Below are 24,265 nucleotides of genomic sequence, written 5' to 3' on the forward strand. Positions count from 1 at the left end.
CCGCGTCCTCCCTCACCGGGAGAGTGGCTTATGGGAATGCTGCTGGCAAGGGCTTCTTAAGCCACGAAGAAGGGTACAATCCAATCAGCAATCAGCTTGATTGAAAGTCCGAAAAGCGTCAGCTGAACCAACAGGAAAAACGGACCGTCTGGCATGATGCGGGTGAGCTTTGCGCCGACAAATGTTCCAATAATTGCGGCAGGCAAAAGCCAAAGACCGAGCGACCAGTCGAGATTGGAAAACTGCTGCAATTGCCAATAGGGGATCAGTTTAACCGCGTTGACGATCGCAAAAAGGATGGTCGAAGTGCCGGCAAAGACGAGCTTTTCAAGATGCTGTGGCAACACATACATCTGGAAGGGCGGAGCACCAGAATGCGAAACAAAGCTCGTAAGACCAGTCAGAATGCCCCAGAACGTTCCGCCGGGAATATCCGCCTTGCGCGCCTGACGGCGATATCTGGCGCCCACCCAGACATTGAAGCAGAAAAAGAGGCCAACAAGTCCCACAAGCATCCCAATGAACGTGCTTGAAAGATGTGAGCTGAACAACCAACCAAGCCCGATGCCGACAATAGCGGCAGGAGTAAGGATCGCCAGATTTCGCGCTGAAAAATGATGGCGGTAGAGATATAGGCCGAACATGTCGCTGACAACATAGATTGGCAGCAGAAGAGCGGCGGCTGTGACCGGCGATATAACCAACGCCATCAGTGGAACCGAAAGCGTTCCAACTGACGGCAAGCCGCCTTTCGACAGCCCAACCAGAAAAGCCGCAATAACGGCAACTGTCATAAACAACGGGGTATGTTCAAGCATTCAGACAGTTACCGTGATGCAAGTAAAATAATGGCTTATCAGCGCTTCTATCAGCTATGTGCCCATTCCCAATAGAGCGAACGCGCGCGCTTGGTAACAGCACCATACTCCAGTTTGCGTTCATCAAAGCCGATGATTGGCACAACCTTGCTCATATTGCCGGTCGAAAAAATTTCATCTGCTTCGCGGAAGTCCTGAACCTTAAGTGTCGTTTCGTGAACGTTGACGCCCGCTTCACGCAGAAGTCCAATCACGCGTTGACGCGTAATGCCGTTGAGGAAGGTGCCATTGGGAACAGGCGTGAAAACTTCGCCGCCACGAACCATGAACACATTTGACGTCGCAGTTTCTGCAACATTACCGAGCACGTCGGTCACAAGCGCATTGTGGAAGCCCTTGGCCTTGGCTTCTCGCAGCATGCGGGCGTTATTCGGATAAAGGCATGCAGCCTTGGCATTGACCGGCATCACTTCGAGATAAGGACGACGGAACGATGTTGTCGTAACAGTAAAGCCTTTTGGCTCGACCATGGGAATGGCTTCGAGACAAAGGGCAAAATCGGTCGATTCAGGAGCAGCAGCAACCGTGCTGGCGTCTCCGTCCTCTGCCCAATACATGGGGCGGATATAGACGTCTGTGTCGGGAGCAAACTTCTTCAGGCCTTCGCGGGCCAGCGCTTCAATGTCATTGCCGCTCAGAGTGGGGGCGAGTCCAAGCGCCCGTGCTGAATCATTTGCGCGGGCGGCATGAAGATCAAGATCCGGTGTGACGCCTTCAAATAGACGCGCACCATCGAAAACGAGCGACCCGAGCCAGGTTGCATGCGATGCTGCACCAAGTATGCGCACATCGCCTTCACGCCATTCACCCTTGTAATAGGTCCACATTGCTCGCGTCTCGGTCATTCTATTCGTCCTTTTAAATCTCGTTCTTCCGCGCAGACCCGCGTTCGACGCTTTCGACATCAGACTAATTTTCTGGAAGACGCGCGAGTGCTGGTGGGAATTCCGAGCATGTTATAGCACGTCGCCTGAAACTGGGAACCCGTTTCAGGCCTTTCAAATAATCGGAAAGATCACGAGTGTGCGATATGTGCTGCCTTATTTTTCTTCAGCCAAGGCAGGCGATGGATCGGAAGTGGCAACGGCTGCTGGACCTTCCACGCCGCGCTGGCGTTCGCGTACAAACGTGAACAGGCCTGAAATCGTGATCAATATGATGCCAATAAGCATCGGAAGGTCGATATGGTCGTGGAAGATGAAATAGCCAAACAGGATCGCCCAGAGCATTTGGCTATATTGTGGTGAGGCAATCGCGCTTGCAGGTGCACGATGCGCTGCAAGCATCAGCAGAATGTTGGCAAGCGCCGCAAGCAGGCCATAACCAGCGAGATAGCCCCACTGAATGGCAGACGGGGCTTGATAACTTGGGATCATAAGTACGCCACAGATCAGGATCGGTCCGACAAGCCCGGCCGTGTAAAGTGAGATGCGCTTTTCCTTTTTGCCCATGGCGCGGAAAATGATGATGCTGAATGCGCCGCCCAAGCCTGCACCCAGTGCACCCAGATGACCAATAGACAATTCACGAAAGCCCGGACGCAAAACAACCATAACGCCGATAAAGCCGATCACGACCGCTGACCATCGACGCCAGCCAACCTGCTCTTTGAGGAAAATCACCGAGAGTATCGTCACAAATGCCGGGAGCAGGAAGATAAGCGCAAAAGCTTCGGCCATAGAAAGATGCGTGAAGGCTACGACACTGCCAATGACACCCATTGCAGCGGTGAGTGTACGAAGTAACCAGAGCTTTATATTTGTGGTTCGAAACATATCGAGCCACTGATCTTCGGGTTTCTTGACAAAGGGTATGGCGAGAGAGCCCAGAACAGCACCATAAAAGGCTATTTCATAGGGCGATAGCGTGCCGTCGAGAAACTTGACGCAGGCGTCGCTTACAGCGAATGCAGCATAGGACGCAAACGCGAGGAAAATACCGTAAAGCATGGTGGTGTCCGCAATGGGCTAGAGATAATCTCCTCCGCTGACCGGATTAATCGATTAAAGCCGGTTTTGCAAAAGGCAATTTTATAAAATTCAAAATAATGACCGGTCGCAATCCCCTACGACGTAGGCGATTGCGGCGTTTTCAAGAAGGCGAGCTCCATCGAAAACGCATGCCTCATTTGCAATCATATCCGTGGTGGAATTTTGTGCAAAAGACTATTTAACAGGCATCCAACGAGGAGAAAAGAAATGAACATTCGTCAGAAATTCCAGCAGTACGTTTCCCGTCGTCGCGCAATGCGTGAACTGGGTGCAATGGACGACCATCTTCTTGCCGATATCGGCGTTTCGCGTTCGCAGATCCAGAGCGCAGTTTTCGGTAAGTAATCACTGATGGCGCGGCTGATAATTAATCGCCCCGAAAGTGAAACTGAAATAAAATAACAAAGCGTCGGTACTCCAGTCCCGGCGCTTTTGTTTTTTATATGTATATTGCAAATTTATTCTATCGGTCGCTCATTTTGAACGCCTAGGAAATTTCATAAGAAATCTGCTATCTGCAAGTGGCGTCATATTTATTCGCGCCCGACAGCGATTCCATCCAATGAGACAAAACGATATTCTATTTGGGACATCTGCCACTTGAGTGGAAGGTGGCTGAAGGAGTATTGATGTGATGCGGGGGCTGGCGATGAAGATGGGTCTGTGAATAGTTATTACTGCTAACTCACCTGTCTTCATTGCCGCCAATTTATTGAGTCTTTCATGACCGAAAGTTATTTTAACTGTTAATGTGAAGCATAATTGCATTTTGTTTTATTGCCGAGCATTCACTCTGACTGATTATATGCCTTGCGTGTCGGGCGGTCACACGGTTATGTGGCTGCCCGACGGCACAAGGACCTCACCATGCTCAATCTCATCATAAATGGAACTTTGATCGGCTTAGGCGCGACGATCATTATGGACATCTGGGCATTGGTTCTTGCGCAATTTCCGGGGCAGTCTCGCCCAAATTGGGGCCTTGTGGGTCGCTGGTTCTGGCATTTACGAAACGGCCAGATATTTCATGATGATATTGCGGCTTCAAAACCCTATGCGCATGAAGTTGCCTTGGGTTGGATCGGTCACTATGCGGTTGGCATTCTCTACGGCATTATATTTGCGCTTTATGGCGGCGCGGCATGGTTTGCGAATCCAATTTTCCTTCCCGTCTGGATATTCGGTATCCTGACCGTGGCAGCAGGCTGGTTTCTTTTGCAACCAGGCTTGGGAATCGGCTGGGCAGCATCGCGTTTGCCAAATGCCGGAAATGTCCGTATTCTCAATCTCGTCGCCCATACATTTTTTGCCCTTGGCATGTATGGCACAGGTATTATTCTGAAAACATTAGCTTAATCATATAGATAGGTTTGGTAGCTGTAACTTAGGCAGCTACCATTTTTGAAGCACTTTCAAAAAATAAAGCCCGAATAGGTGACTGGCGCGCTTTCGAAAGTCAGTCCAAACTAAATCACGTTAATAAACAGGCATTCTTGCGGCAGAACTGTGTTTTTGATCGCGTTGGGTGTATGGGGAACAAATCCGCTCGCGCAAAATGCGGCTGCGGCTAACAAATACGGCAATCGCAATAGATTGCACCGATTTTATCCAGCTGATCGCAAGCAATTGCCCTCGGCTGATCATTGGTGCCTTTGAAAGCGAGCTTTTGCCCTGGAGGGATCATGCTGGAAAAGCTGTTCAAATTGCAGGAACATGGCACGTCGGTGAGAACGGAAGTCATCGCTGGTGTGACGACCTTCCTGACGATGTCTTACATTATCTTCGTCAACCCTGATATTCTGTCTACAACAGGCATGGATCGCAACGCAGTCTTCGTTGCTACATGTCTTGCGGCTGCATTGGGCTCGATTGTCATGGCGCTCGTGGCCAACTGGCCAATTGGCATGGCACCAGGCATGGGCCTCAATGCTTTCTTCGCCTTTACCGTTGTCGGTGCTATGGGCTTCTCATGGCAACAAGCACTCGGTGCGGTCTTCATTTCAGGCATTATCTTCCTGTTCCTGACGGTAACGGGTATCCGGCGTTGGCTGGTCGAAGGCATTCCGCATTCGTTGCGTAGCGCGATTGCTGCTGGTATCGGCATGTTCCTAGCCCTGATTGGGTTGAAGAGCGCAGGCGTCGTCGTTGACAATCCAGCAACGCTCGTAGGTCTTGGTGACTTGCGTGAATCTGGTCCTCTTCTCGCTATCGGTGGCTTCTTTATCATCGCAGCTCTTGACGCGCTCAAGGTTCGCGGTGCGATCCTGATCGGTATCCTTGTCGTCACCATCGCATCGATATCGCTGGGCATCACCCAGTTTGGCGGCGTGTTCTCCGCCCCTCCAAGTCTTGCGCCAACCTTCCTGCAGCTCGATATCATGGGAGCGCTGCACACCGGTATCCTGCACGTCATTCTGGTTTTCGTCCTGGTTGAAGTGTTTGATGCGACGGGCACGCTGATTGGCGTTGCCAAACGTGGCGGCCTGATCGAACCAGGCAAGCCAAACCGTCTTGGTAAGGCTTTGTTCGCAGACAGCACGGCAATTCTTGGTGGCTCGCTGCTGGGCACGTCTTCAACGACAGCTTACGTCGAAAGCGCTTCGGGCGTTCAGGCCGGTGGTCGTACAGGTCTGACGGCGCTTGTTGTTGCTCTGCTGTTCCTCGCGGCGCTCTTCATTTCGCCACTGGCTGGTTCCGTACCTGCCTATGCAACAGCGCCGGCGCTCGTTTATGTCGCTTGCCTGATGATGCGTGAATTGTCGGAAATCAAGTGGGATGAAATCACGGAAGCAGCACCAGCAGCTCTTACCGCGCTTTCAATTCCTTTCACCTACTCGATCGCAAACGGTCTTGCTTTTGGCTTCATCAGCTATGTTGTCCTGAAGGCTGTAACCGGCAAAGCGCGTGAGGTGCACTTGGCGACTTGGATCGTGGCGGCATTGTTCGTGATCCGCTTCGCATTCTTCCCAGAATAACAACAAACGCCGGGGCAACACCCCGGCGTTTTTCTTGGTGCATTATCTGGAACACATCCTCAAAAAGTGGGAACCGGTTTTCGAAATGAGATGTGCACAAAAACAAAGATATACAGCATTTCCAACGATTCATCTTAAAAAGGAAATGCTCCAGTCTACCTTATTTGGGAGTTAAGGGCATGACACCGGAAGAATTGAAATTGCTCGAGAAGCTTTTTGATGTCATCGAGCAAGACATTATTCCCCTGACGGAGCAGGGCGTTGCAGATGGCAACAAGGTTTTCGGGGCAGCATTATTGCGCAAGTCTGATTTGTCTCTAGTACTTGCTGAAACCAACAACGAGACCGAGAATCCGCTCTGGCACGGTGAAGTGCATACGTTGAAGCGCTTCTATGAAATGCCGGAGCAGGGGCGCCCGGATACGAAGAGTATGGTTTTTCTGTCAACGCACGAGCCTTGCTCCATGTGCCTTTCGGCAATTACCTGGAGCGGCTTTGATAATTTCTATTATCTGTTCAGTCATGAGGATTCCCGCGACGCGTTTTCGATCCCACACGATCTGAAAATACTCAAAGAAGTCTTCACTCTAGAACCAGGCGGCTATAACCGCGACAATAGCTTCTGGCACAGCCATTCGATCCCCAAAATGGTGGCTTCGCTGCCCGAGCCGGATCGTTCCCGCTTTGAAAAGCGACTTGATGCCATTCGTGCCAAATATGACGCGATGTCTGGTGCCTACCAGTCTTCAAAAGTCGGAAATGCCATTCCATTGAATTAGAGCGCGTTTCGATCTGATTGGATCAGATCGGCGCTCTAATTATCTGTTTTAACGCGCATATTTGTCCGAAAACCGTTTCACACTTTTCGGGATGCGCTCTAAATCAAAGGCCGCATATCAAAAATGATATGCGGCCTTTGATTTTAGATCTTGTCGAGTAGGTTGCGCTTCTGCAGGTTCTGGATCAGCGCACGAATGCCAAACGTCCATTCTGCGCAATTATCGGTGCGATCCACCCAATTGACCAGACGCCCAAGCTTTGGTGTCGAAATTTCTACCTTGTCACCAATTTCATGGGTAAAGCCCTGACCCGCGCCACGACGGTCTTTGACCGGCGCAAACATGGTGCCGAGGAAAAGAACGGCGCCGTCTGGATATTGATGATTACGGTTCATCATCTGCCCGGCAAGATTTTCGGGGTCGCGGCTGATTGCTTCCATCGGGCTTTCGCCGGTCATCTCAAAACCATCAGTGCCGTTTACATTCAGCGAAAGCTTGAGCTTGCGCAGGACGTCCATGGTGAAGTCGCCGTCAAACAGTCGGATGAACGGACCAATTGCGCAAGATGCGTTGTTATCCTTGGCTTTGCCAAGCAGCAATGCAGAACGTCCTTCGACGTCGCGCAGATTGACGTCATTTCCGAGCGTTGCACCAACGATACGGCCGTCAGAAGCGACAGCCAGAACAACTTCCGGTTCTGGATTATTCCACTGAGAAATTGGCAGAATGCCAACGGTCGCGCCACAGCCGACTGCAGACATTGGCTGTGACTTTGTGAAAATTTCAGCGTCCGGGCCAATGCCGACTTCCAGATACTGCGACCACAGGCCCATTTCCTGAAGCAATGCTTTGACTTGTGCCGCTTTTTCGGAGCCTGCAGCAACACCGCGCAAGCTGTCCCCGATCACCGGTGCCAGACGATCGCGCACTTCGCGAGCACGGCTTGGATCACCCTTGGCCTGTTCTTCGATTACCCGCTCAAGCATGCTGTCAGCGAAGGTCACGCCTGCGGCCTTGATCGACTGCAGATCAATTGGCGCAAGCAATTTACCCTTTTCGCCGGAAAGATAGTCGTCAAGCGCGCCGAGATCAGCAAATCGGCTTACTTCTTTCAACTCGCCAACCAACTCCTTACGCTCCAGCAAACCTGAGACGGTTGCAGAAATGTTTGAAAGATTATGCACACGGCCGTTTGCGATCAATACGGGGCAGGGACCATTTTCTTCCTTCGACCATACACGTCCGATGAGCACTGCCGAAGCGCTGTCTTCTGGCAGGATGACGGACGAGTTCAGAGTATGCTTGTCTTGCACGGATATTCCTCCCGGTTCGTTCAGTTCAAGATGTGAATGATTGGATTTGCTGAATGAAGGCGTGATGTTCAAATCAAATGCTGGCCGCTTTTGGCCACGCTGAAAACATCACAATCTAGTTCCTCCAAGATTATATTGTTGGGTTGTCTGATAACTATATATTCAATGGTTGAAAACTCTTTTATGCGTCGGGCGCCAGAATTGGAATGAAATAGCATGCCGTGCAGCTGATGTTCGCGTAGATCAGAGATTTATGATGACACAGGTCATGATCGTATGGCTTGAGGTTATAAAATGCGAGAATCGTTCGATATGAATACTGACCGACAAGTAGCACTGAAACAGGCGCTTGGATTGGATATGGTGCTGACCGATCCAGAGGCGATGCCGCGTTATTGCCGCGACTTTCCTGGCGATGTGGAGAATGCCGCCGTAGCCATTTTGCGGCCGCGTAACACAGAAGAGGTCTCGCAAGCTGTCAAGACGTGCCGCTTGCTTGGTCTTGGCATTATTCCGCAAGGCGGCAACACAGGTTTGGTGCAGGGCGGGGTTCCCGATGGTCAAAGCGATGTTGTTATACTGAGCCTTGAACGGATGAACCGCATCCGGCAAGTCGATCCCGACGATTTTTCGGCGATTGTAGACGCTGGGTGCATTCTCCTTGAAATGAAAACGCAACTCGCCGCACAGGGCATGTTCTTTCCGCTTTCATTGGGCGCACAGGGAAGTTGCCGGATTGGCGGTAACGTTAGTACCAATGCCGGCGGTGTCAACGTTCTCCGCTACGGAATGACCAGAGAACTGGTGCTGGGTCTTGAAGTGGTAATGCCTGATGGAGCCATCTTTAATGGGCTTTCAACTTTGCGGAAAGACAATCGCGGAATTGATCTTAAGCAACTGTTTATCGGTGCTGAAGGCATTTTCGGGATTGTCACCGCTGTTGCAATAAAGCTGATGCCTTTGCCCGACAAGATTGAAACTGCAATGCTTGGGCTCAATTCGCTGGAAGATGCAATCGCGCTTTATCGTCGTGCGCGCATTCAGTGTTGTGATCTGATGTCAGCGTTCGAGTTTATGCCACCAATGGCATTTACCCTCGCACAAGAGGCAATACCTGACCTCGTAGCGCCTTTAGGGCAATATCCGGCCTATGTGTTGATGGAAATATCAGGCTCTGGTCTGGTCGATACTGCGGCACTCATGGAAGCTTTTTTGGGCGAAGCTTTGGAAAGCGGTCTTGTGCTCGATGGCACGATAGCTTCTTCACGCATGCAAGCACAAAATCTCTGGCAGTTTCGCGAAGGGATGAATGAGGGGCAGGCGCTCCGCGGCAAGCATTTGCGCACAGATGTATCTGTACCGCTCTCAAAGTTGGCCGCATTTGTGGCCGAGGCTGAGGCTGAACTGGCGGGAGCTCTGCCGGATTGTTTGGCTATTTCTTATGGTCATGTTGGGGACGGGAATGTGCACCTCAACGTCATTCCACGTAGCGATCTGGATAATGCGAGCAAGGACAAGAAGATCAAACTTGCCAAGCAAACCATCAATGGGGTGCTTGATCGCTATGCCGGTAGCATTAGCGCGGAACATGGCATTGGTCGTCTAAAGCGGGAGGATTTCGAGAACCGTCTTGATCCTGTACGCAAAGCGCTTTTAACCCGCCTGAAACACGTTCTTGATCCCGATGCGATCATGAACCCTGGGTGCCAGCTTTCGCTTGACTTGGGCAAAAACTGACGACAAATCAGTGGCAGAGGATATACAGGGAGGAGCAGGACGTGTTCGGTGAAATTAGACGCAACGAGCAGCTACCCGCCCGCATTGCTTCTGAAATTGTGCGCCAGATTACAGAAGGTAGTTTTCTGCCTGGGCATAAATTGCCCACCGAGCACAATCTCGCACAAAGCTTTGGCGTCAGCCGTTCCGTTATCCGCGAAGCAATTGCTCAGTTGCGCAATGAGGGGCTGATCGAAACTCGGCAGGGCGTTGGAGCTTTTGTCACCGAGCCAGATCGTCGTCATGCAATCCGCATCGAACCAGAAACACTTGCTGATCGAGATCATTTCCAAAGCCTATTTCAATTGCGTATGGCTCTTGAGATTGAAGCGGCTGGCCTTGCTGCTGTGCATCACACGGCTGAGGATATGTGCAAACTCGATGAAGCGCTGTCAGCGATGAACGGAAGAGAAAAATGGACGGATGAGGGGATTTCTGCCGATCTGACATTTCATCGCGCGCTTGCAGCTGCAACGCACAATGAATATTTCCCGCTCGTTTTAGGCTTCATTGCAGAGCGGATAAGTCAGGCAATTCGGGCGGCCCGCGCTCGCGCTGTGCTTGAAGAGATCGTCGAAATCACCATTGCAGAGCATACTGCTATTCGAGACGCGATTGCGCTGCGTGATCCCCTGAAGGCGCGCGAAGTCATGCGGAACCACGTCGTTGGTGCGGCAAGTCGCGTTAATCTTCAGCTCGAAACATTTTAAGGAAAATGAAGTTGCACATCATCGTAATGGGAGTTTCCGGCTCTGGAAAGTCGACTGTTGGAGAGAAGTTGGCCGCAGGGCTTGTTCTGCCTTTTCTAGAGGGCGACAGCCTCCATCCTAAAACCAATGTAGACAAGATGGCCTCCGGCATTCCTTTGCAGGATGAAGATCGCTGGCCGTGGCTCGATACAATTGGCGAAAGACTGGCGACAGCAGAAAACGGTATCATTGTGTCCTGCTCATCGCTGAAAAAAAGTTATCGTGATCGCTTGCGCAACGCATCAGATGGCCCGCTGTTGTTCGTGTTCCTCGATGGAAGCTTTGATGTTCTGTACGAGCATATGGGCCACCGTACCGGCCATTTTATGCCGGTGACAATGCTTGAAAGTCAGCTTGCGACCTTGGAAAGCCCTGTCGGCGAGCCGTTTGTATTTCGAGCTGATGTGGCTGACCCGATTGAGAAAATAGTTGCCGAAAGTCTCAGTTGGGTCCAGTCGACTGCGCGTGCAGACAATCTACTTTAACGGCCAGAAGAACATCAGCGTCGGTATCGTTACAAGCGCGATGATGATTGAAAGCGGCAGACCGAGCCGCGGATAATCGCTAAAACGATAGCCGCCCGGCCCCATCACCAATGTATTACATTGATGACCGATTGGCGTGAGGAAGTCACAACCTGCGCCGATCGCCACAGCCATCAAAAATGCTTCCGGTCTGAAGCCAAGCCCCGATGCGAAGCTCGTCGCAATCGGTGCCATAACCAGCACGGTTGCTGCATTGTTGAGGAACGGCGTCACCATCATTGCAGTGACAAGAATGAGCGCGAGAGCGCCAGCAGGCGGCAACTGGTGGCCGATGCTGGAAAGCCATTGAGCAATAAGCTCCGTGCCGCCCGTTGTGCGTAACGCATCGGAAACGGGAATGAGAGCGGCAAGCATCACAAGGATGGGCCCGTCAATTTCATCGTAGACTTCATTGATCGGGATAACTTTAAAGAGCAGCATGGCGACTGCTGCTGCGAAGAACGCAACTGCTACCGGAACTAAGCTGAGTGCAGTGGCACCGATTGCCGCAATCAGTATTGCCAACGGGATCAGACCGCGCCTCACGCTCCCCAGCATGAGTTTTCGTCTTGCGAGCGGCAACAGTTCAAACTCTGTAAGAAAGGTGGACAGGCTCGCCTGTCTACCCTGCAAGACGACCACATCACCAAAGTTAAGGCGTACTTCACTCAGACGCTCCGATATACGCACTCCTGGTCTGCTGACAGCGAGCAGATTGACCTCATGGCGGGCATATAGATCGAGCTGTTGAGCATTTAGGCCGACGAGCCGGGAATTGGTTCCAATAACGGCTTCAACAGCCTCGATCTCGGTCGACCCACTCGTATCGGATGGATTGCGGTTCTTAGACAGGCTGAGCTTTCCTGAGCTAACCACGAGATCGAGCGCCTTGGGATCTCCTTCCAGCAATACAACGTCGTTTTGGAGAAGAACGGTGTCGGGCAGTGGTGTAATGCGGCTCGTCTTCCGAATGATTGATGTCACCATGGCCTCGCCTTCCGCGGGCTTGATGAGGTCGCTGATCCGTTTTCCAATGACGGAGGAATTGGCGGCTACACTTGCTTCTGACGCATAATTCTTGATCTTGATAGCTTCGTCCAGCGAGACGCTTTCGCGTGTGCGCTGGGGTACCAGCCAATAAAAAGTAACGAGATAAATCAACCCAACCGCTGCCAACACAGCGCCAACCGGCGTGAAGTCAAACATGGTAAAAGGCTCGCCCACCATCTCGCCGCGAATACGCGAAACCACGATGTTGGGCGAAGTGCCGACCTGTGTCATCAAGCCGCCAAGAAGCGCACCAAATGCCATCGGCATTAGAAATGTGGATGGCGAAACGTTGGAACGGCGCGCAAACTGAAATGCGACCGGAATCATGATTGCCAGTGCGCCCACATTTTTTACGAATGCGGATAGAACTGTGACGATTGCCACAAGGACAGCAAGTTGCAAACGCACGCTGTTCATTTCTGGAAGAAAACGCTGGACGGCTTCTTGCATGAGGCCGGATCGAGCAACGCCTGCACTAACGATGAGTGCGCTACCAACGATGATAACGATATCGTCGCTGAAACCTGTAAAGGCCTGATCGAAGGGAACGACGCCAACCGCAACAGCCAGCAGTAGTGAGCAAAGAGCCACAATATCGTAGCGAAACTTACCCCAGATAAATGCCCCCATCATGAGAATAATCACGGCAAAGGACAGTATCTGCGGATGGGTCATTCTACGCGCATTCCTCAAAAAGAGAAAAATATTCTACCGTTGTGTAGCGCATAAAAATGAAAACGAAAACGGCTAATTAATTCGCATTCGTATCTATCGGGCGCTCAAAATCCAGAACGCCCGATATTGACATTAGTTGCCTGTGCGGCGTCCATCGGCATCAAAAATATGGATGTCTTTGGCAAGCGCACCAATCTTGATCTTTTCATCAATCGCGTGCTCTGAACGGCCTGCGACGCGGAAAATCAGCGATTTTCCATCGGCGAGTGAGCTATGAATATAGCTTTCCGCACCAACCAGCTCAATGGCATCAATGCGCACTTCGGTGTTGAACCCATTTGCGTCAGCTTCACCGTTTTCGATGATGCGGATGTCTTCAGGGCGTACGCCAAAGGTGTACTTGGTCGAAGGAAGGGGTACAGCATTGCCTGGCTGCCAGACATTGTTGTCACCGCTTTCAAGCAGGTTCATGGAAGGCGAACCGATGAAAGTCGCAACGAAGGTAGAAGCAGGCTTTTCGTAGAGTTCGATTGGGGTGCCAACCTGTTCGATATTACCCGCATTGAGAACGACAAGACGGTCTGCCATGGTCATGGCTTCCATCTGATCATGGGTCACGTAAACGCTTGTCGTTCCAAGCGCGCGCTGCAGCCGCTTGATTTCAACGCGCATCTGCACGCGAAGCTTCGCATCAAGGTTCGACAGTGGTTCATCAAAAAGGAATGCAGCCGGTTCGCGCACGATAGCGCGACCCATAGCGACACGCTGGCGCTGACCACCCGAAAGCTGGCGTGGCTTCCGATCAAGGAACGGCTCAATTTCGAGCGCCTTTGCCGCTTTGGCGATACGGCGTTCGATTTCGTCCTTCGGTGTTTTACGGTTTTTCAGGCCATAGGCGAGGTTGTCGCGCACGGACATATGCGGGTAGAGCGCATAGTTCTGAAACACCATTGCGATGTCGCGTTCAGCGGGCTCCACATCGTTTACAACGCGGTCGCCAATAGCAATCGTGCCAGAGCTGATGCCTTCAAGCCCTGCAATCATGCGCAGAAGTGTCGACTTACCGCAGCCCGACGGGCCGACGAGGACAACGAATTCACCGTCCTGGATCTCCAGCGAAACGCCTTTGATGACTTCAATGTTGCCGCCATAGCTCTTGCGGACATTATCAAGAATGATCTTGCTCATTATTTTTCCGTTTCAACGAGACCTTTGACGAACCAGCGCTGCATCAATACCACCACAAGGATCGGCGGTATGATAGCCAGAATGGCCGTTACCATGACGTAGTTCCACGGCGTGGAAGCATCAGCGAAATCCACCATGCGGCGCAAACCGATAATGATGGTGTTCATTTTTGCATCATTGGTGACGAGCAGCGGCCACAGATACTGGGTCCAGCCATAAATGAAGAGAATGACGAAGAGAGCAGCGATATTCGTCTTCGACAGCGGCAGCAGAATGTCACGCATGAAGCGAAACGGACCTGCATTGTCAATGCGTGCAGCTTCAACCAGCTCACCTGGAATGGTGAGAAAGAACTGTCGGAACAGGAACGTCGCCGTCGCCGATGCCATAAGCGGTAGCGTGAGGCCCGCATAGGTGTCGATCATGCCGAGGTCAACGATGACCTTATAGGTCGGCAGGATACGCACTTCGACAGGCAGCATCAGCGTGACAAAAATCATCCAGAAGAAGAACATGCGGAACGGAAAGCGAAAGAACACGATCGCAAATGCCGACATGAAAGAGATGATGATCTTACCGACTGCGATCAGCATTGCCACCACGAACGAATTCCACAGAAGTCGCTCGAGACTGACACCAACGACCCGCTCAACGCCACCGAAAATGGCATCGCCATAGTTCTCCATCATGTGTCCACCGGGCACAAGCTGGATCGGCGGGCGAATGATATCGCCAGAGGTCAGCGTCGAAGCGACAAAGGTGTAATAGATCGGAAAGGCTACAACGATGATCCCAATGATCAGGATCAGATGGCCTAACAGATTGGAGACTGGGCGTTTTTCAATCATGGTCGCCTCACTCACGAATAATGCACGCGCTTCTCGATGAAGCGGAACTGGAATGCGGTCAGGGCGATCACGATAATCATCAGAATAACCGACTGCGCCGATGAGGAGCCGAGGTTAAGATTGACGAAGCCGTCGTTATAAACCTTGTAGACCAGGGTTTCAGTAGCTTTGGCAGGGCCGCCGCCGGTGACGGCATGAATAATGCCGAATGTGTCGAAGAAGGCATAAACCGTGTTGACCACCAACAGAAAGAACGTGGTTGGTGCCAGAAGTGGGAACACAATTGACCAGAACCGTCGTGCACCGCGCGCGCCGTCAATAGCCGCCGCTTCAATGAGTGATTTCGGAATTGCCTGAAGGCCTGCAACAAAAAACAGGAAGTTGTAGGAAATCTGTTTCCATGCCGCAGCACCCACAATCATGGCCATCGCCTGATTACCATTAAGCAGTGGGTCCCATGCAACTCCGTAGCTGCGCAGCAGATACGCAAGCGTACCCATTGCAGGATTGAACATGAAAAGCCAAAGCATACCAGCAACAGCGGGTGCCACAGCGTAAGGCCAGATCAACAATGTACGATAAAATGTCTTGCCGCGAATGACACGGTCAGCGGCCGTTGCAAGCAACAATGCTGCGCCCATGGCTACAAATGCGGTCAAAAGATTAAAGACAATCGTTACCTTGAAGGAATGCAGATAATTGGGATCAGCCAGAACGGTGGTGAAGTTGGCGAGCCCAACGAATGTAGATTTCAGTCCAAATGCGTCTTCGCGCATGAAAGACTGATAAATCGCCTGACTTGCTGGCCAGAAAAAGAAGATCACAGTCAATATGATCTGCGGAGCCAGCAGGAAGTAGGGTAAGATCTTGTTTGGAAACGTGACTTTCTGCACGGGAAGTTTCCTTGCGGATAGCAATGCCGCCAAACCCTTTTAAGGGCAGGCGGCACGCTCTAGTTCATCAGATTATTGTGCTGCTGCAATCGCTTCGTTTGCGCGTTTTACGGCGTTATCAAGCGCAGTCTTTGCATCCTGCTTGCCGCCTAGCATGGCTTCGAATTCCTCATTGAGGATATCGCGAACCTGCGGCAGGTTGATGAGACGCACACCCTTGGAGTTTTCCGTTGGTGCTTTGCCCATCATCTGGAGGATGGGTGTTTCACGGCCCGGATTCTTTTCATAGAAATCCGAGTTCTTCGTTGCTTCATAAGCAGCCATCGTCACTGGCAAGTAGCCCGACTTTTCATGCAGCTTCTGCTGAATTTTGGTCTGCGAAAGGAAGTTGAAGAACTGAGCAATGCCCTTGTACTGCTCATCGCTGAGGCCAGCAAAGACCCAGAGGCTGGCACCACCCGGGATAGTGTTCTGCGGGCCATGACCTTCATAGTAAGGAAGCTGGCCAATGCCGTAGTTCATGCCTGACTTGATGACATCGCCGAGGCCCCCCGACGATTCCGTCAGCATTGCGCATTCACCCGAGGTGAAGAGCTGTTTGGCTTCAGAAACGCGCCCGCCGTAACGGAAAGTGCCGTCTTTGGCCAGATCAGCGATGGCTTGGAAATGCTCAACGAAAAGCGGTTCGTTGATCTTGAGTTCGACGTTGGTGCCGCCGAGGCCGTTTTCATTGGTGCCGTAGGAAACATTGTTCCAGGCAGCAAAGTTTTCAGTCTGAATCCAGGTGAGCCAGGTCGAAGTGAAGCCGCAGGCTGATGCACCGCTCGACTTGATCTTCTTGGCTGCTTCAAAAACTTCCGGCCAGGTCTTTGGTGGGTTGTTTTCGTCAAGGCCAGCTTTTTTGAAAGCGTCCTTGTTGTAATAAAGGATCGGCGAAGACGAATTGTATGGGAAGGACAGCATTGTGCCGTCTGGCTTCGAATAATAGGCAACGATACCCGGCAGGTACTGCGACTTGTCGAACTTGAAGCCGCCCTTTTCGAGCACTTCAGCTGCTGGAACCATCGCGCCTTCGGCGGCCATCATGACGCCGCTACCGGCATCGAAAACTTGAATGATTGCTGGTGGCTGCTTTGAACGGAATGCGGCGATGCCTGCATTCAACGTTTCAGGATAGCTGCCCTTATAGACCGGAACGATTTTGTATTCGCTCTGGCTTTCATTGAACTCTTTGGAAAGTTCATTGACCATTTCGTTGTTGGCACCGGTCATGCCGTGCCACCAGCTAAGCTCCGTCTGTGCGAAAGCCTGCGAACCAATGGTGAGGGCAAGGGCGCCAGTCAGCGCCGAAGTCGTGATCAGACGGGTAAGCATATTTCCTCCTCGGAAATGAGGTTGCGTGAACATCGAGAGTGGAATCCACCGCTCAGGGTGCCGGAACCTGCATTATTGTTATTACACTTATATGACTGCAATTTCACTGGATCAACTTCTAGATCGCTTTAATAGAATAAAACCGAAAATGTTAATGGTTAAAAGGAAAAAAAACGAAAAAGAATCGATAATATTGGGGAGAAGATGTGGATAGCTTTTCAAGCTATCGCTTTAGCATAACAACAACAGCTCTTGGCCCTTTAGCCAACTCACAAACTGTGCCCTCGTCCATTCTTCACTCTGCAGAATTGAAACGACCTTCCTGCTCCCATCAAGAGCGCTATATAAAATTCAGTAAACTCAGGGGCTTGCGTGAGTGCAAGAATCTCAATTATGTGGCTCCCAACCTGTGAGGATTGCCGTTGGTTGCGCTCAATATATAGTCAACCCTTACAACCAAGAATTAGAGTATTCGCATATATGGAGCAGTTTTCTGTTCCGGAAACCGCATGACGGAGTTTTTATGCCCATTCGCGCCGACTGGAATGCAGCTTCATTGTCTGCAAAGCTTTATTCCAGAACATGGGGCAAGAACGAACCTGGCGGCGTTATTATCGGGTTTGATCCGCAGGGCGTGAAGTTTGCATATGCCGGTGGCTTGGAAAGTCTCGCGACAGGCGTTCCTTTTACAGCCAACACGGTTGTTCGTTACGCATCCATAACCAAGCATATTTTCTGTGCCATGGTACTGCACCACGCTGATGTGATTAGCCTCAATGATCGGCTTGGAGATCATCTGCCGGAGCTGCAAAGCCCATTAGCTGACGTTTCTGTCGGACGGGCGCTTGATATGACGGCGGGTTTGCCGGATGTGCGCGAGTGCCTGACGCTTTTGGGGCTGTCTGTCTACACGCATACCAATGCGGAAAGCCTTCTAGAATTTCTTTCAACAATCAACCGGCTGAACTTTAACGCCGGTAGCGAAATTTCCTATTCAAATACCGGTTATAGGCTTGTTGAAGCAGCCTTTGAGCGTAAAGGACTGTTTTTCAAGGATTTTGTGAAATCCGATATCAGCGATTCCATTGATGTCCCCAATGTTTGGGCCGATCCTGTCAAAGGACTTGCGCCGGGTTATTGGAAGTCTGGAGACAAATGGCAGGAAAGTGCGGCTGGCCTTCAGCTTTCCGCGTCAGGCAGCCTTGCAGGTAGTGGTATGGCGCTGACTAAATGGGCGCAGACTCTCCTAGAAGACCAAGGCTCGTTAAACGAAATGCTTTCGAGACTTTCGACCGAGCGATTTCTCAACGATGGTCGACCGACCGGCTATGGTCTCGGTTTGCGCTGGAATGAAATTGACGGAAAGCGCTTCATTGGTCATGGCGGATCGCATCCGGGTTACAAAAGCTATTTTATGCTCGATCCGGCTGAGAAAACCGGCATGATAGTTGTTAGTAACCGCGAAGACGCTGACACTTATAAAATCGCGCGAGACTGCATGGCAGCGCTCAACGGGTTGGATCTGCCTGATACCAGCTGCACTATTCCAGACGGATTATATGTAACGGAAGCCGGGCCATTCTGGATCGAGATGCGTGAAGGCGTCGCCAATTACCTTGGTGCTGAAGATCGTCTCTACAATATCGGCGATGATTGGTTCTCGTCGTTGTCCCCGTCATCGCCAATGAAGCTGCGTTGGACTGGTGATGCGCTGCAAGGCGAAATCGGCCATGTAGCGCGCGAATTGAAGTCTGTAATCGCTCGCCCCGCAGGCAAAGAGTTTGATGGCCAGTGGGCCGCACGACTTTATGGTGCCTCCTTCACCATCGATAACGGCCATATTATTATGGGAATTGGCCCAACGCGACAGGTCATGCCATTGGAAGACCTCGGAAATGGCCGGGCGTTGTTCACATTGCGCGATGGGCCTTGGAACAAGCGCATCTGTATCCATATGCTCGACAAAGATCGTCTTGAACTGGTTCTTAACCGCAGCCGCATGATTGAATATCAGCGTTGAACAAGCTTCATTGTGTTATTTTCGGAAAATTGATTCCGAAAATGATTTGAATGGAGTGAGCCAATGCTTGAGCAGATGATCGATCAAGGTGCCGGTCGCGAACCCGCCGATATCGTATTGAAAGGCGGCCGCTTCTTCGATCTCGTGACGGGCGAACTCGTTGAAAGCGATATTGCGATTAGCGGTGATCGCATCGTGGGCACCTTTGGCACCTATCGGGGCAAGCAGGAAATCGATATTTCGGGCCGCATCGTCGTGCCGGGTTTCATCGACACGCACCTGCATATTGAATCATCCAATGTGACCCCGCATGAATTTGATCGCTGCGTACTGCCACAAGGTGTCACCACAGTTATTTGCGATCCGCACGAAATCGCCAACGTTCTGGGCGTCGAAGGCCTACAATACTTCCTCGATAGCTCGCTGGAAACGATCATGGATATTCGGGTGCAGCTTTCAAGCTGTGTGCCTGCAACCCATATGGAAACCTCTGGTGCCGAACTTCTGATCGACGATCTGCTGCCTTTTGCCGACCACCCCAAGGTTATTGGGCTCGCTGAGTTCATGAATTTTCCGGGCGTCTTGTCGAAAGACCCTGAATGTATGGCGAAGCTCAAAGCCTTTCAGGGACGCCACATAGATGGTCACGCGCCACTGCTGCGAGGGCTAGATCTGAATGGCTATATCGCAGCCGGTATCCGTACTGAACACGAGGCGACAAGTGCTGAGGAAGCGCTCGAAAAGATGCGCAAGGGTATGCATGTGCTTGTGCGTGAAGGTTCGGTTTCCAAAGACCTGCATGCTTTGATGCCGATTATCACAGAGAGGCACTCGCAGTTTCTGGCGCTTTGCACGGATGACCGCAATCCACTCGATATCGCAGATCAGGGCCATCTTGATTATCTCATCCGCACGGCAATCGCTGGTGGTGTTGAACCGCTTGCAATTTATCGCGCGGCAAGTGTTTCGGCAGCGCGCGCTTTCGGGCTGTTTGATCGCGGACTTGTTGCGCCGGGGCAGCGCGCCGATCTCGTGGTCGTCGACAGTCTTGAAGGCTGCAATGCTGAAATCGTTCTGTCTGCGGGCAGGGTGGTTTCGGAAGAACTGTTCTCAACGCGGGGATCAGTTACGGAAGTCGGTCGCAACAGCGTGAAAGCGCCAACTGTTAGTGCATCAAGCTTCAGATCACAATCCAACAGCGGAAAGACGCGTGCAATCGGCATTATTCCGGGAAAGATCATCACCGAAAGCCTCGAGTTTGATTTGAAAGTCGGACCGCATGGCGTTGAACCCGATCTTGACCGCGACGTTGTCAAAATCGCAGTGGTTGAACGGCATGGAAAGAATGGCAATATCGCCACCGGATTCGTGCATGGTTTTGGCCTGAAGGCCGGAGCCATTGCGTCAACTGTCAGCCATGACAGCCATAATATCTGTGTGGTCGGCGTGTCGGACGAAGATATCGCCGCTGCCGCTAACCGACTTGGTGAAATTGAAGGCGGTTTTGTAGTGGTTCGTGATGGTAAAGTATTGGCTGAAATGCCGCTACCAATCGCTGGGCTGATGAGCATAGAGCCTTATGAAACCGTGCGTGAACAGCTTCGCGAACTGCGACATGCGGCTGAAGAGCTCGGTTCGGTTTTAGAAGAACCATTTTTGCAGCTAGCGTTTGTTGCTCTGCCGGTCATCCCGCATCTGAAGATCACGGATCGCGGGCTTGTCGATGTCGATAAGTTTGAATTCGTCGGCAATTAGTCGGACTAATAAAATTGTCATAAAGGGTTTAAATTAACCTGCTAACGCACTGGCAAAAATCGGATTTTTGACCATGCAATTTTTGAATACCTTTGACCTTTATCCATTCCTTGATACGGCGGTGAGTTTCACCGCCGCCTTTATCTTTGGAACAATGATCGGCGCTGAACGACAGTATCGTCAGCGAACAGCAGGGCTGCGAACCAATGCGCTCGTAGCATTGGGTGCTGCGGCCTTTGTTGATTTGGCTGCGCGTCTCGCAGGCAGCGCGGAATCGCTGCGTGTGATCGCCTACGTGGTTTCCGGGGTTGGTTTTCTCGGCGCTGGCGTCATCATGAAAGAGGGCATGAATGTTCGTGGCCTCAATACGGCGGCCACCCTCTGGTGCTCGGCGGCCGTTGGAGCGTGTGCTGGCACAGATATGCTGGCAGAAGCCGCTTTGCTGACAATCTACGTTTTGCTCGGCAATACGTTGCTGCGGCCGCTTGTTAATCTCATCAACCGCATTCCCATCAGCGAGCAGGCGCTCGAACAGACCTATGAGGTTCGCGTAATAGTCTCGCATTCAGTTATGGAAGAAATGCGTGAATTGCTGGTTGAAAAACTCGAAGAGGCGAAATATCCCGTTAGCGATATAGAGCTTACAGATCGTAATGCAGAGACTGTTGAGATACTCGCAACGCTTGTCAGTACCTCAATCGATCCAGATGAAATCGACACCGTCGCGCATTTTATGGAGACACAGAACGGTGTCTTTTATGCTGGCTGGGAAGGCAGTTCTAAGGATTGATTACCGATCAATCCGCGTCGAAAGAATGATTGAAGACATGGTGCGCTCAACACCTTCGAGCGCCCCGATTTTATCGAGTACAATGTCGAGTTCCTGAATTGACGGCGCTTCCACCACAACAATCATATCGAAATGGCCGCTGACAGAATGCAGCGTGCGCACTGCCATGATGCTGCGCAACGCAGTTTCAACCTTTGGTGCAAACTTGGGCAACGCCGTTACCAGCACATGGGCACGAACCAGATCACGTTCGAATTCCGGCGCGATTCGAACGGTATAGCCCTCGATCACACCCCGTTTTTCCAGCTTTTCCAGCCTGCTTTGCACGGTCGTACGTGACACACCGAGCCGCCTTGCGAGGTCTGCAGTGGAGGCGCGGGCGTTTTCACGCAATAGGGCGATAAGGGTAAGGTCTGCATTTGTCGTCATAATGCATATTAGATACGTCATTTTGCACAAACAAACAACGTGAAATCGTCGGTTTAAATGCTTCTTTTCGCCGAAATTTGTGAGATTCTGTATCCATCGTAATTGCATTACCCAACTTATTTGTTGAAGGGGAAAATACATGAAAGAGATCGTTGTTGTAGGCGCGGGCAAAATTGGCGCGACCATTGCCGATCTTCTGGCTTCGACTGGTGATTATGCTGTAACGGTTGTTGACCGCTCGCAGGCACAGCTCGATGCGCTGGACACTGGTGCGGAAGTTAAGACGCAGGCTCTGGACATCGCAGATGCCAAGGCACTTGAAACAGTTCTGGCGGGCAAATTCGCGGTATTAAGTGCCGCTCCATTCCAGCTGACCACGCTGATTGCTGAAGCTGCAGCCAAGACTGGCGTTCATTACCTCGACCTCACCGAAGACGTTGCCAGCACCAAGCGCGTCATGGAACTGGCACAGGATGCCAAGACTGCTTTCATTCCACAGTGCGGTTTGGCTCCGGGCTTTATCTCGATCGTTGCTTATGACCTCGCAAAGCGCTTCGACACGCTTGAAAACGTGCGTATGCGCGTTGGTGCTCTGCCAGAATTCCCATCGAATGCTCTCAACTACAACCTGACCTGGAGCACCGACGGTCTGATCAATGAATATATCGAACCATGCGAAGCCATCGTAAATGGCAAGCTGACCAAGGTTCCAGCGCTCGAAGAACGCGAAGAATTCTCGCTCGATGGCGTAACCTATGAAGCTTTCAACACGTCGGGCGGCCTCGGCACGCTTTGTGATACGCTTGAAGGCAAGGTTCGCACGCTGAACTACCGCACAATCCGTTATCCGGGCCACGTTGCACTCATGAAGGCGTTGCTCAACGATCTCGGTCTTCGTCATCGCCGTGAAGTGCTCAAGGACATTTTCGAAAACGCTCTGCCAAGCACATTGCAGGACGTTATCGTAATCTTCGTGACCGTTTCCGGCACCAAGAACGGTCGTCTGGTTCAGGAAACCTACGCGAACAAAGTTTATGCCAATCAGGTTGGCAAGATCGTCCGTTCGGGCATCCAGATCACGACTGCTTCTGCCATCTGCGCTGTGCTCGATATGCTGGCAAAGGGCGAAATCGCACAGAAGGGTTTTGTTCGTCAGGAAGACATCACGCTCGATGCATTCCTCGCAAACCGCTTCGGCAAAGCTTATGCGCAAGACGATCATTCGACACGTCTTGTTGCCTGAAAGCACCGTTGAGGCCATACCTGACCCGTTGCGCTAAACGCGCAGCGGGTCATTTTGCGTTTAAGTATGCCTAAAGTTGCGATTGAATTCGTTCTGCTTTGCGGGCAAGCCGGACTGAGAACTTAACAAAGCCCGCGACTAATAACTGGAATAGGGAAGCGATGTTTAAATCAGTTTTGCTGGCCGGTCTGGCCACTGTCGTTTTTGCCATGCCTGTTCAGGCAAAGGAATGGAAAGAAATCCGTATCGCCAGCGAAGGCGCATATCCACCCTTCAACTACATGTCTCCAGACGGCAAGCTGGCTGGCTTCGATATCGACATTGCCAACGCTGTTTGCGAAGCCATGGAAGCCAAATGCGAAATCATTGCCAATGATTGGGACGGCATGATCCCCGGCCTGCAGGCAAACAAGTTTGATGCCGTGATCGCATCCATGGCAATTACGCCAGAGCGCGAACAGCAAGTCGCATTCTCCGAGCGCTATTACACCACACCGCTAGCCGTTGTCGTTCCCAAGGATACCGACATCACATCGCTTGAGCCGTCGGCATTGGACGGCAAGACAGTCGGCGCGCAGGCCGGCACCACGCAGGGCAATTATGCCGATGACGTTTACGGTAAAGCTGGTGCAGATGTGAAGCTTTACCCAACGGCGGACGAAGCCAATGCCGACCTTGAAAGCGGTCGCCTTGATGCGATTGCAGCTGACAAGTTCCTTGCAGCTGATTGGTTGAAGAAACAAGGCGCTGATTGCTGCAAGTTCCTAGGCGATATTCCAGGTTCAGAAACCAAGATTGCGGTAGCTTTGCGCAAGGGTGACGATGATCTGCGTGAACAGTTCAATGCGGCAATCAAAAAAATCCGTGATGACGGCACTTATGAAACGATCCGCAAGAAGTATTTCGACTTCGACATCTATTGATACAAAATAACCGGACGCCTCCAAATGTCTCACTTGAAACATGAGGCGTCCGGTGCTTCATTCAACGAATAAATATGCGGGCGGGAAACCTG

Annotated in this window: 22 protein-coding genes; 12 read left to right on the forward strand and 10 right to left on the reverse strand. The window is 51.6% G+C overall.

Annotation, left to right across the window (positions count from 1 at the left end; genetic code table 11):
• Positions 1-56 precede the first annotated feature (56 nt).
• The 3 genes from QBD00_RS08725 to QBD00_RS08735 form a co-directional block, all read right to left on the reverse strand.
• Positions 57-818, reverse strand: coding sequence for a sulfite exporter TauE/SafE family protein (locus QBD00_RS08725; RefSeq protein ID WP_151092166.1), 762 nt, complete (start codon positions 816-818; stop codon positions 57-59).
• A gap of 50 nt (positions 819-868) precedes the next feature.
• On the reverse strand, positions 869-1,723 hold the full coding sequence (locus QBD00_RS08730; RefSeq protein WP_191793268.1) for a branched-chain amino acid aminotransferase: 855 nt from the start codon (positions 1,721-1,723) through the stop codon (positions 869-871).
• Positions 1,724-1,918: 195 nt separating this feature from the next.
• Entirely contained in the window at positions 1,919-2,827 is a 909-nt protein-coding gene (locus tag QBD00_RS08735; RefSeq protein WP_318579219.1) for a DMT family transporter, read from the reverse strand.
• A gap of 249 nt (positions 2,828-3,076) precedes the next feature.
• Between QBD00_RS08735 and QBD00_RS08740 the strand changes: the two genes are divergently transcribed.
• The 4 genes from QBD00_RS08740 (at position 3,077) to QBD00_RS08755 (ending at position 6,623) form a co-directional block, all read left to right on the forward strand.
• Positions 3,077-3,214, forward strand: a complete 138-nt coding sequence (locus QBD00_RS08740) for a DUF1127 domain-containing protein (protein ID WP_084486677.1) — start codon at positions 3,077-3,079, stop codon at positions 3,212-3,214.
• A 522-nt stretch (positions 3,215-3,736) separates the two neighbouring features.
• Positions 3,737-4,225, forward strand: coding sequence for a DUF2938 domain-containing protein (locus QBD00_RS08745; RefSeq protein ID WP_318579220.1), 489 nt, complete (start codon positions 3,737-3,739; stop codon positions 4,223-4,225).
• Positions 4,226-4,551: 326 nt separating this feature from the next.
• Positions 4,552-5,844 (forward strand): NCS2 family permease, encoded by a 1,293-nt coding sequence (locus QBD00_RS08750; RefSeq protein WP_095444340.1) that lies wholly within the window; start codon positions 4,552-4,554, stop codon positions 5,842-5,844.
• Between the two features lie 179 nt (positions 5,845-6,023).
• Positions 6,024-6,623 carry a deaminase gene (locus QBD00_RS08755; protein WP_095444341.1) on the forward strand — a complete coding sequence of 200 codons (600 nt, stop codon included), beginning with the start codon at positions 6,024-6,026 and terminating at the stop codon, positions 6,621-6,623.
• A 143-nt stretch (positions 6,624-6,766) separates the two neighbouring features.
• Here QBD00_RS08755 and QBD00_RS08760 read toward each other — a convergent pair whose 3' ends face one another.
• A complete protein-coding gene (locus tag QBD00_RS08760; RefSeq protein ID WP_318579221.1) occupies positions 6,767-7,936 on the reverse strand; it encodes a fumarylacetoacetate hydrolase family protein in 1,170 nt (389 codons plus the stop codon).
• 294 nt (positions 7,937-8,230) lie between these two features.
• On the opposite strand from QBD00_RS08760, the gene QBD00_RS08765 reads away from it, so the two are divergent.
• From QBD00_RS08765 to QBD00_RS08775, 3 genes are read left to right on the forward strand one after another with little or no spacing between them, the layout of a single operon-like run.
• Positions 8,231-9,673, forward strand: a complete 1,443-nt coding sequence (locus tag QBD00_RS08765; RefSeq protein WP_318579222.1) for an FAD-binding oxidoreductase — start codon at positions 8,231-8,233, stop codon at positions 9,671-9,673.
• A 41-nt stretch (positions 9,674-9,714) separates the two neighbouring features.
• On the forward strand, positions 9,715-10,422 hold the full coding sequence (locus tag QBD00_RS08770; RefSeq protein ID WP_151092179.1) for a FadR/GntR family transcriptional regulator: 708 nt from the start codon (positions 9,715-9,717) through the stop codon (positions 10,420-10,422).
• A gap of 5 nt (positions 10,423-10,427) precedes the next feature.
• Positions 10,428-10,946, forward strand: coding sequence for a gluconokinase (locus tag QBD00_RS08775; RefSeq protein ID WP_264230766.1), 519 nt, complete (start codon positions 10,428-10,430; stop codon positions 10,944-10,946).
• Here QBD00_RS08775 and QBD00_RS08780 read toward each other — a convergent pair.
• The 5 genes from QBD00_RS08780 to ugpB all read right to left on the reverse strand — a co-directional run bounded on the left by QBD00_RS08780 (position 10,938) and on the right by ugpB (position 17,013).
• On the reverse strand, positions 10,938-12,710 hold the full coding sequence (locus tag QBD00_RS08780; protein ID WP_151092183.1) for an SLC13 family permease: 1,773 nt from the start codon (positions 12,708-12,710) through the stop codon (positions 10,938-10,940). The two genes, QBD00_RS08775 and QBD00_RS08780, sit on opposite strands and share 9 nt — an antisense overlap.
• A gap of 132 nt (positions 12,711-12,842) precedes the next feature.
• Positions 12,843-13,898: a sn-glycerol-3-phosphate import ATP-binding protein UgpC gene (locus tag QBD00_RS08785; RefSeq protein WP_095444347.1), complete on the reverse strand. Its 1,056-nt coding sequence runs from the start codon at positions 13,896-13,898 to the stop codon at positions 12,843-12,845.
• Complete coding sequence (gene ugpE / locus QBD00_RS08790; protein WP_094574358.1) at positions 13,898-14,746, reverse strand: sn-glycerol-3-phosphate ABC transporter permease UgpE; 849 nt, start codon at positions 14,744-14,746, stop codon at positions 13,898-13,900. The genes QBD00_RS08785 and ugpE overlap by 1 nt, the downstream gene beginning before the upstream one ends.
• Before the next feature lie 11 nt (positions 14,747-14,757).
• Positions 14,758-15,639, reverse strand: coding sequence for a sn-glycerol-3-phosphate ABC transporter permease UgpA (ugpA, locus tag QBD00_RS08795; RefSeq protein ID WP_095444348.1), 882 nt, complete (start codon positions 15,637-15,639; stop codon positions 14,758-14,760).
• Positions 15,640-15,711: 72 nt separating this feature from the next.
• Entirely contained in the window at positions 15,712-17,013 is a 1,302-nt protein-coding gene (ugpB, locus tag QBD00_RS08800; protein WP_167388238.1) for a sn-glycerol-3-phosphate ABC transporter substrate-binding protein UgpB, read from the reverse strand.
• Between the two features lie 523 nt (positions 17,014-17,536).
• Between ugpB and QBD00_RS08805 the strand changes: the two genes are divergently transcribed.
• The 3 genes from QBD00_RS08805 (at position 17,537) to QBD00_RS08815 (ending at position 21,578) form a co-directional block, all read left to right on the forward strand.
• Complete coding sequence (locus QBD00_RS08805; RefSeq protein WP_318579223.1) at positions 17,537-19,033, forward strand: serine hydrolase domain-containing protein; 1,497 nt, start codon at positions 17,537-17,539, stop codon at positions 19,031-19,033.
• 63 nt (positions 19,034-19,096) lie between these two features.
• Positions 19,097-20,788, forward strand: coding sequence for an adenine deaminase (gene ade / locus QBD00_RS08810; RefSeq protein ID WP_318579224.1), 1,692 nt, complete (start codon positions 19,097-19,099; stop codon positions 20,786-20,788).
• A 73-nt stretch (positions 20,789-20,861) separates the two neighbouring features.
• The gene (locus QBD00_RS08815; protein WP_191793260.1) at positions 20,862-21,578 is read left to right on the forward strand and encodes an MgtC/SapB family protein; all 717 of its coding nucleotides are present in this window, start codon (positions 20,862-20,864) and stop codon (positions 21,576-21,578) included.
• On the opposite strand, the gene QBD00_RS08820 is transcribed toward QBD00_RS08815, so the two are convergent.
• Positions 21,579-22,007: an Lrp/AsnC family transcriptional regulator gene (locus tag QBD00_RS08820; protein WP_039860826.1), complete on the reverse strand. Its 429-nt coding sequence runs from the start codon at positions 22,005-22,007 to the stop codon at positions 21,579-21,581.
• A 139-nt stretch (positions 22,008-22,146) separates the two neighbouring features.
• On the opposite strand from QBD00_RS08820, the gene QBD00_RS08825 reads away from it, so the two are divergent.
• Positions 22,147-23,250, forward strand: coding sequence for a saccharopine dehydrogenase family protein (locus QBD00_RS08825; protein ID WP_151092192.1), 1,104 nt, complete (start codon positions 22,147-22,149; stop codon positions 23,248-23,250).
• Between the two features lie 161 nt (positions 23,251-23,411).
• Positions 23,412-24,173, forward strand: a complete 762-nt coding sequence (locus tag QBD00_RS08830) for an ABC transporter substrate-binding protein (RefSeq protein ID WP_191793259.1) — start codon at positions 23,412-23,414, stop codon at positions 24,171-24,173.
• Positions 24,174-24,265: the final 92 nt, after the last annotated feature.

Source organism: Ochrobactrum sp. AN78 (genome assembly GCF_029909885.1).
In the GTDB taxonomy this organism is placed as follows: domain Bacteria; phylum Pseudomonadota; class Alphaproteobacteria; order Rhizobiales; family Rhizobiaceae; genus Brucella; species Brucella quorumnocens.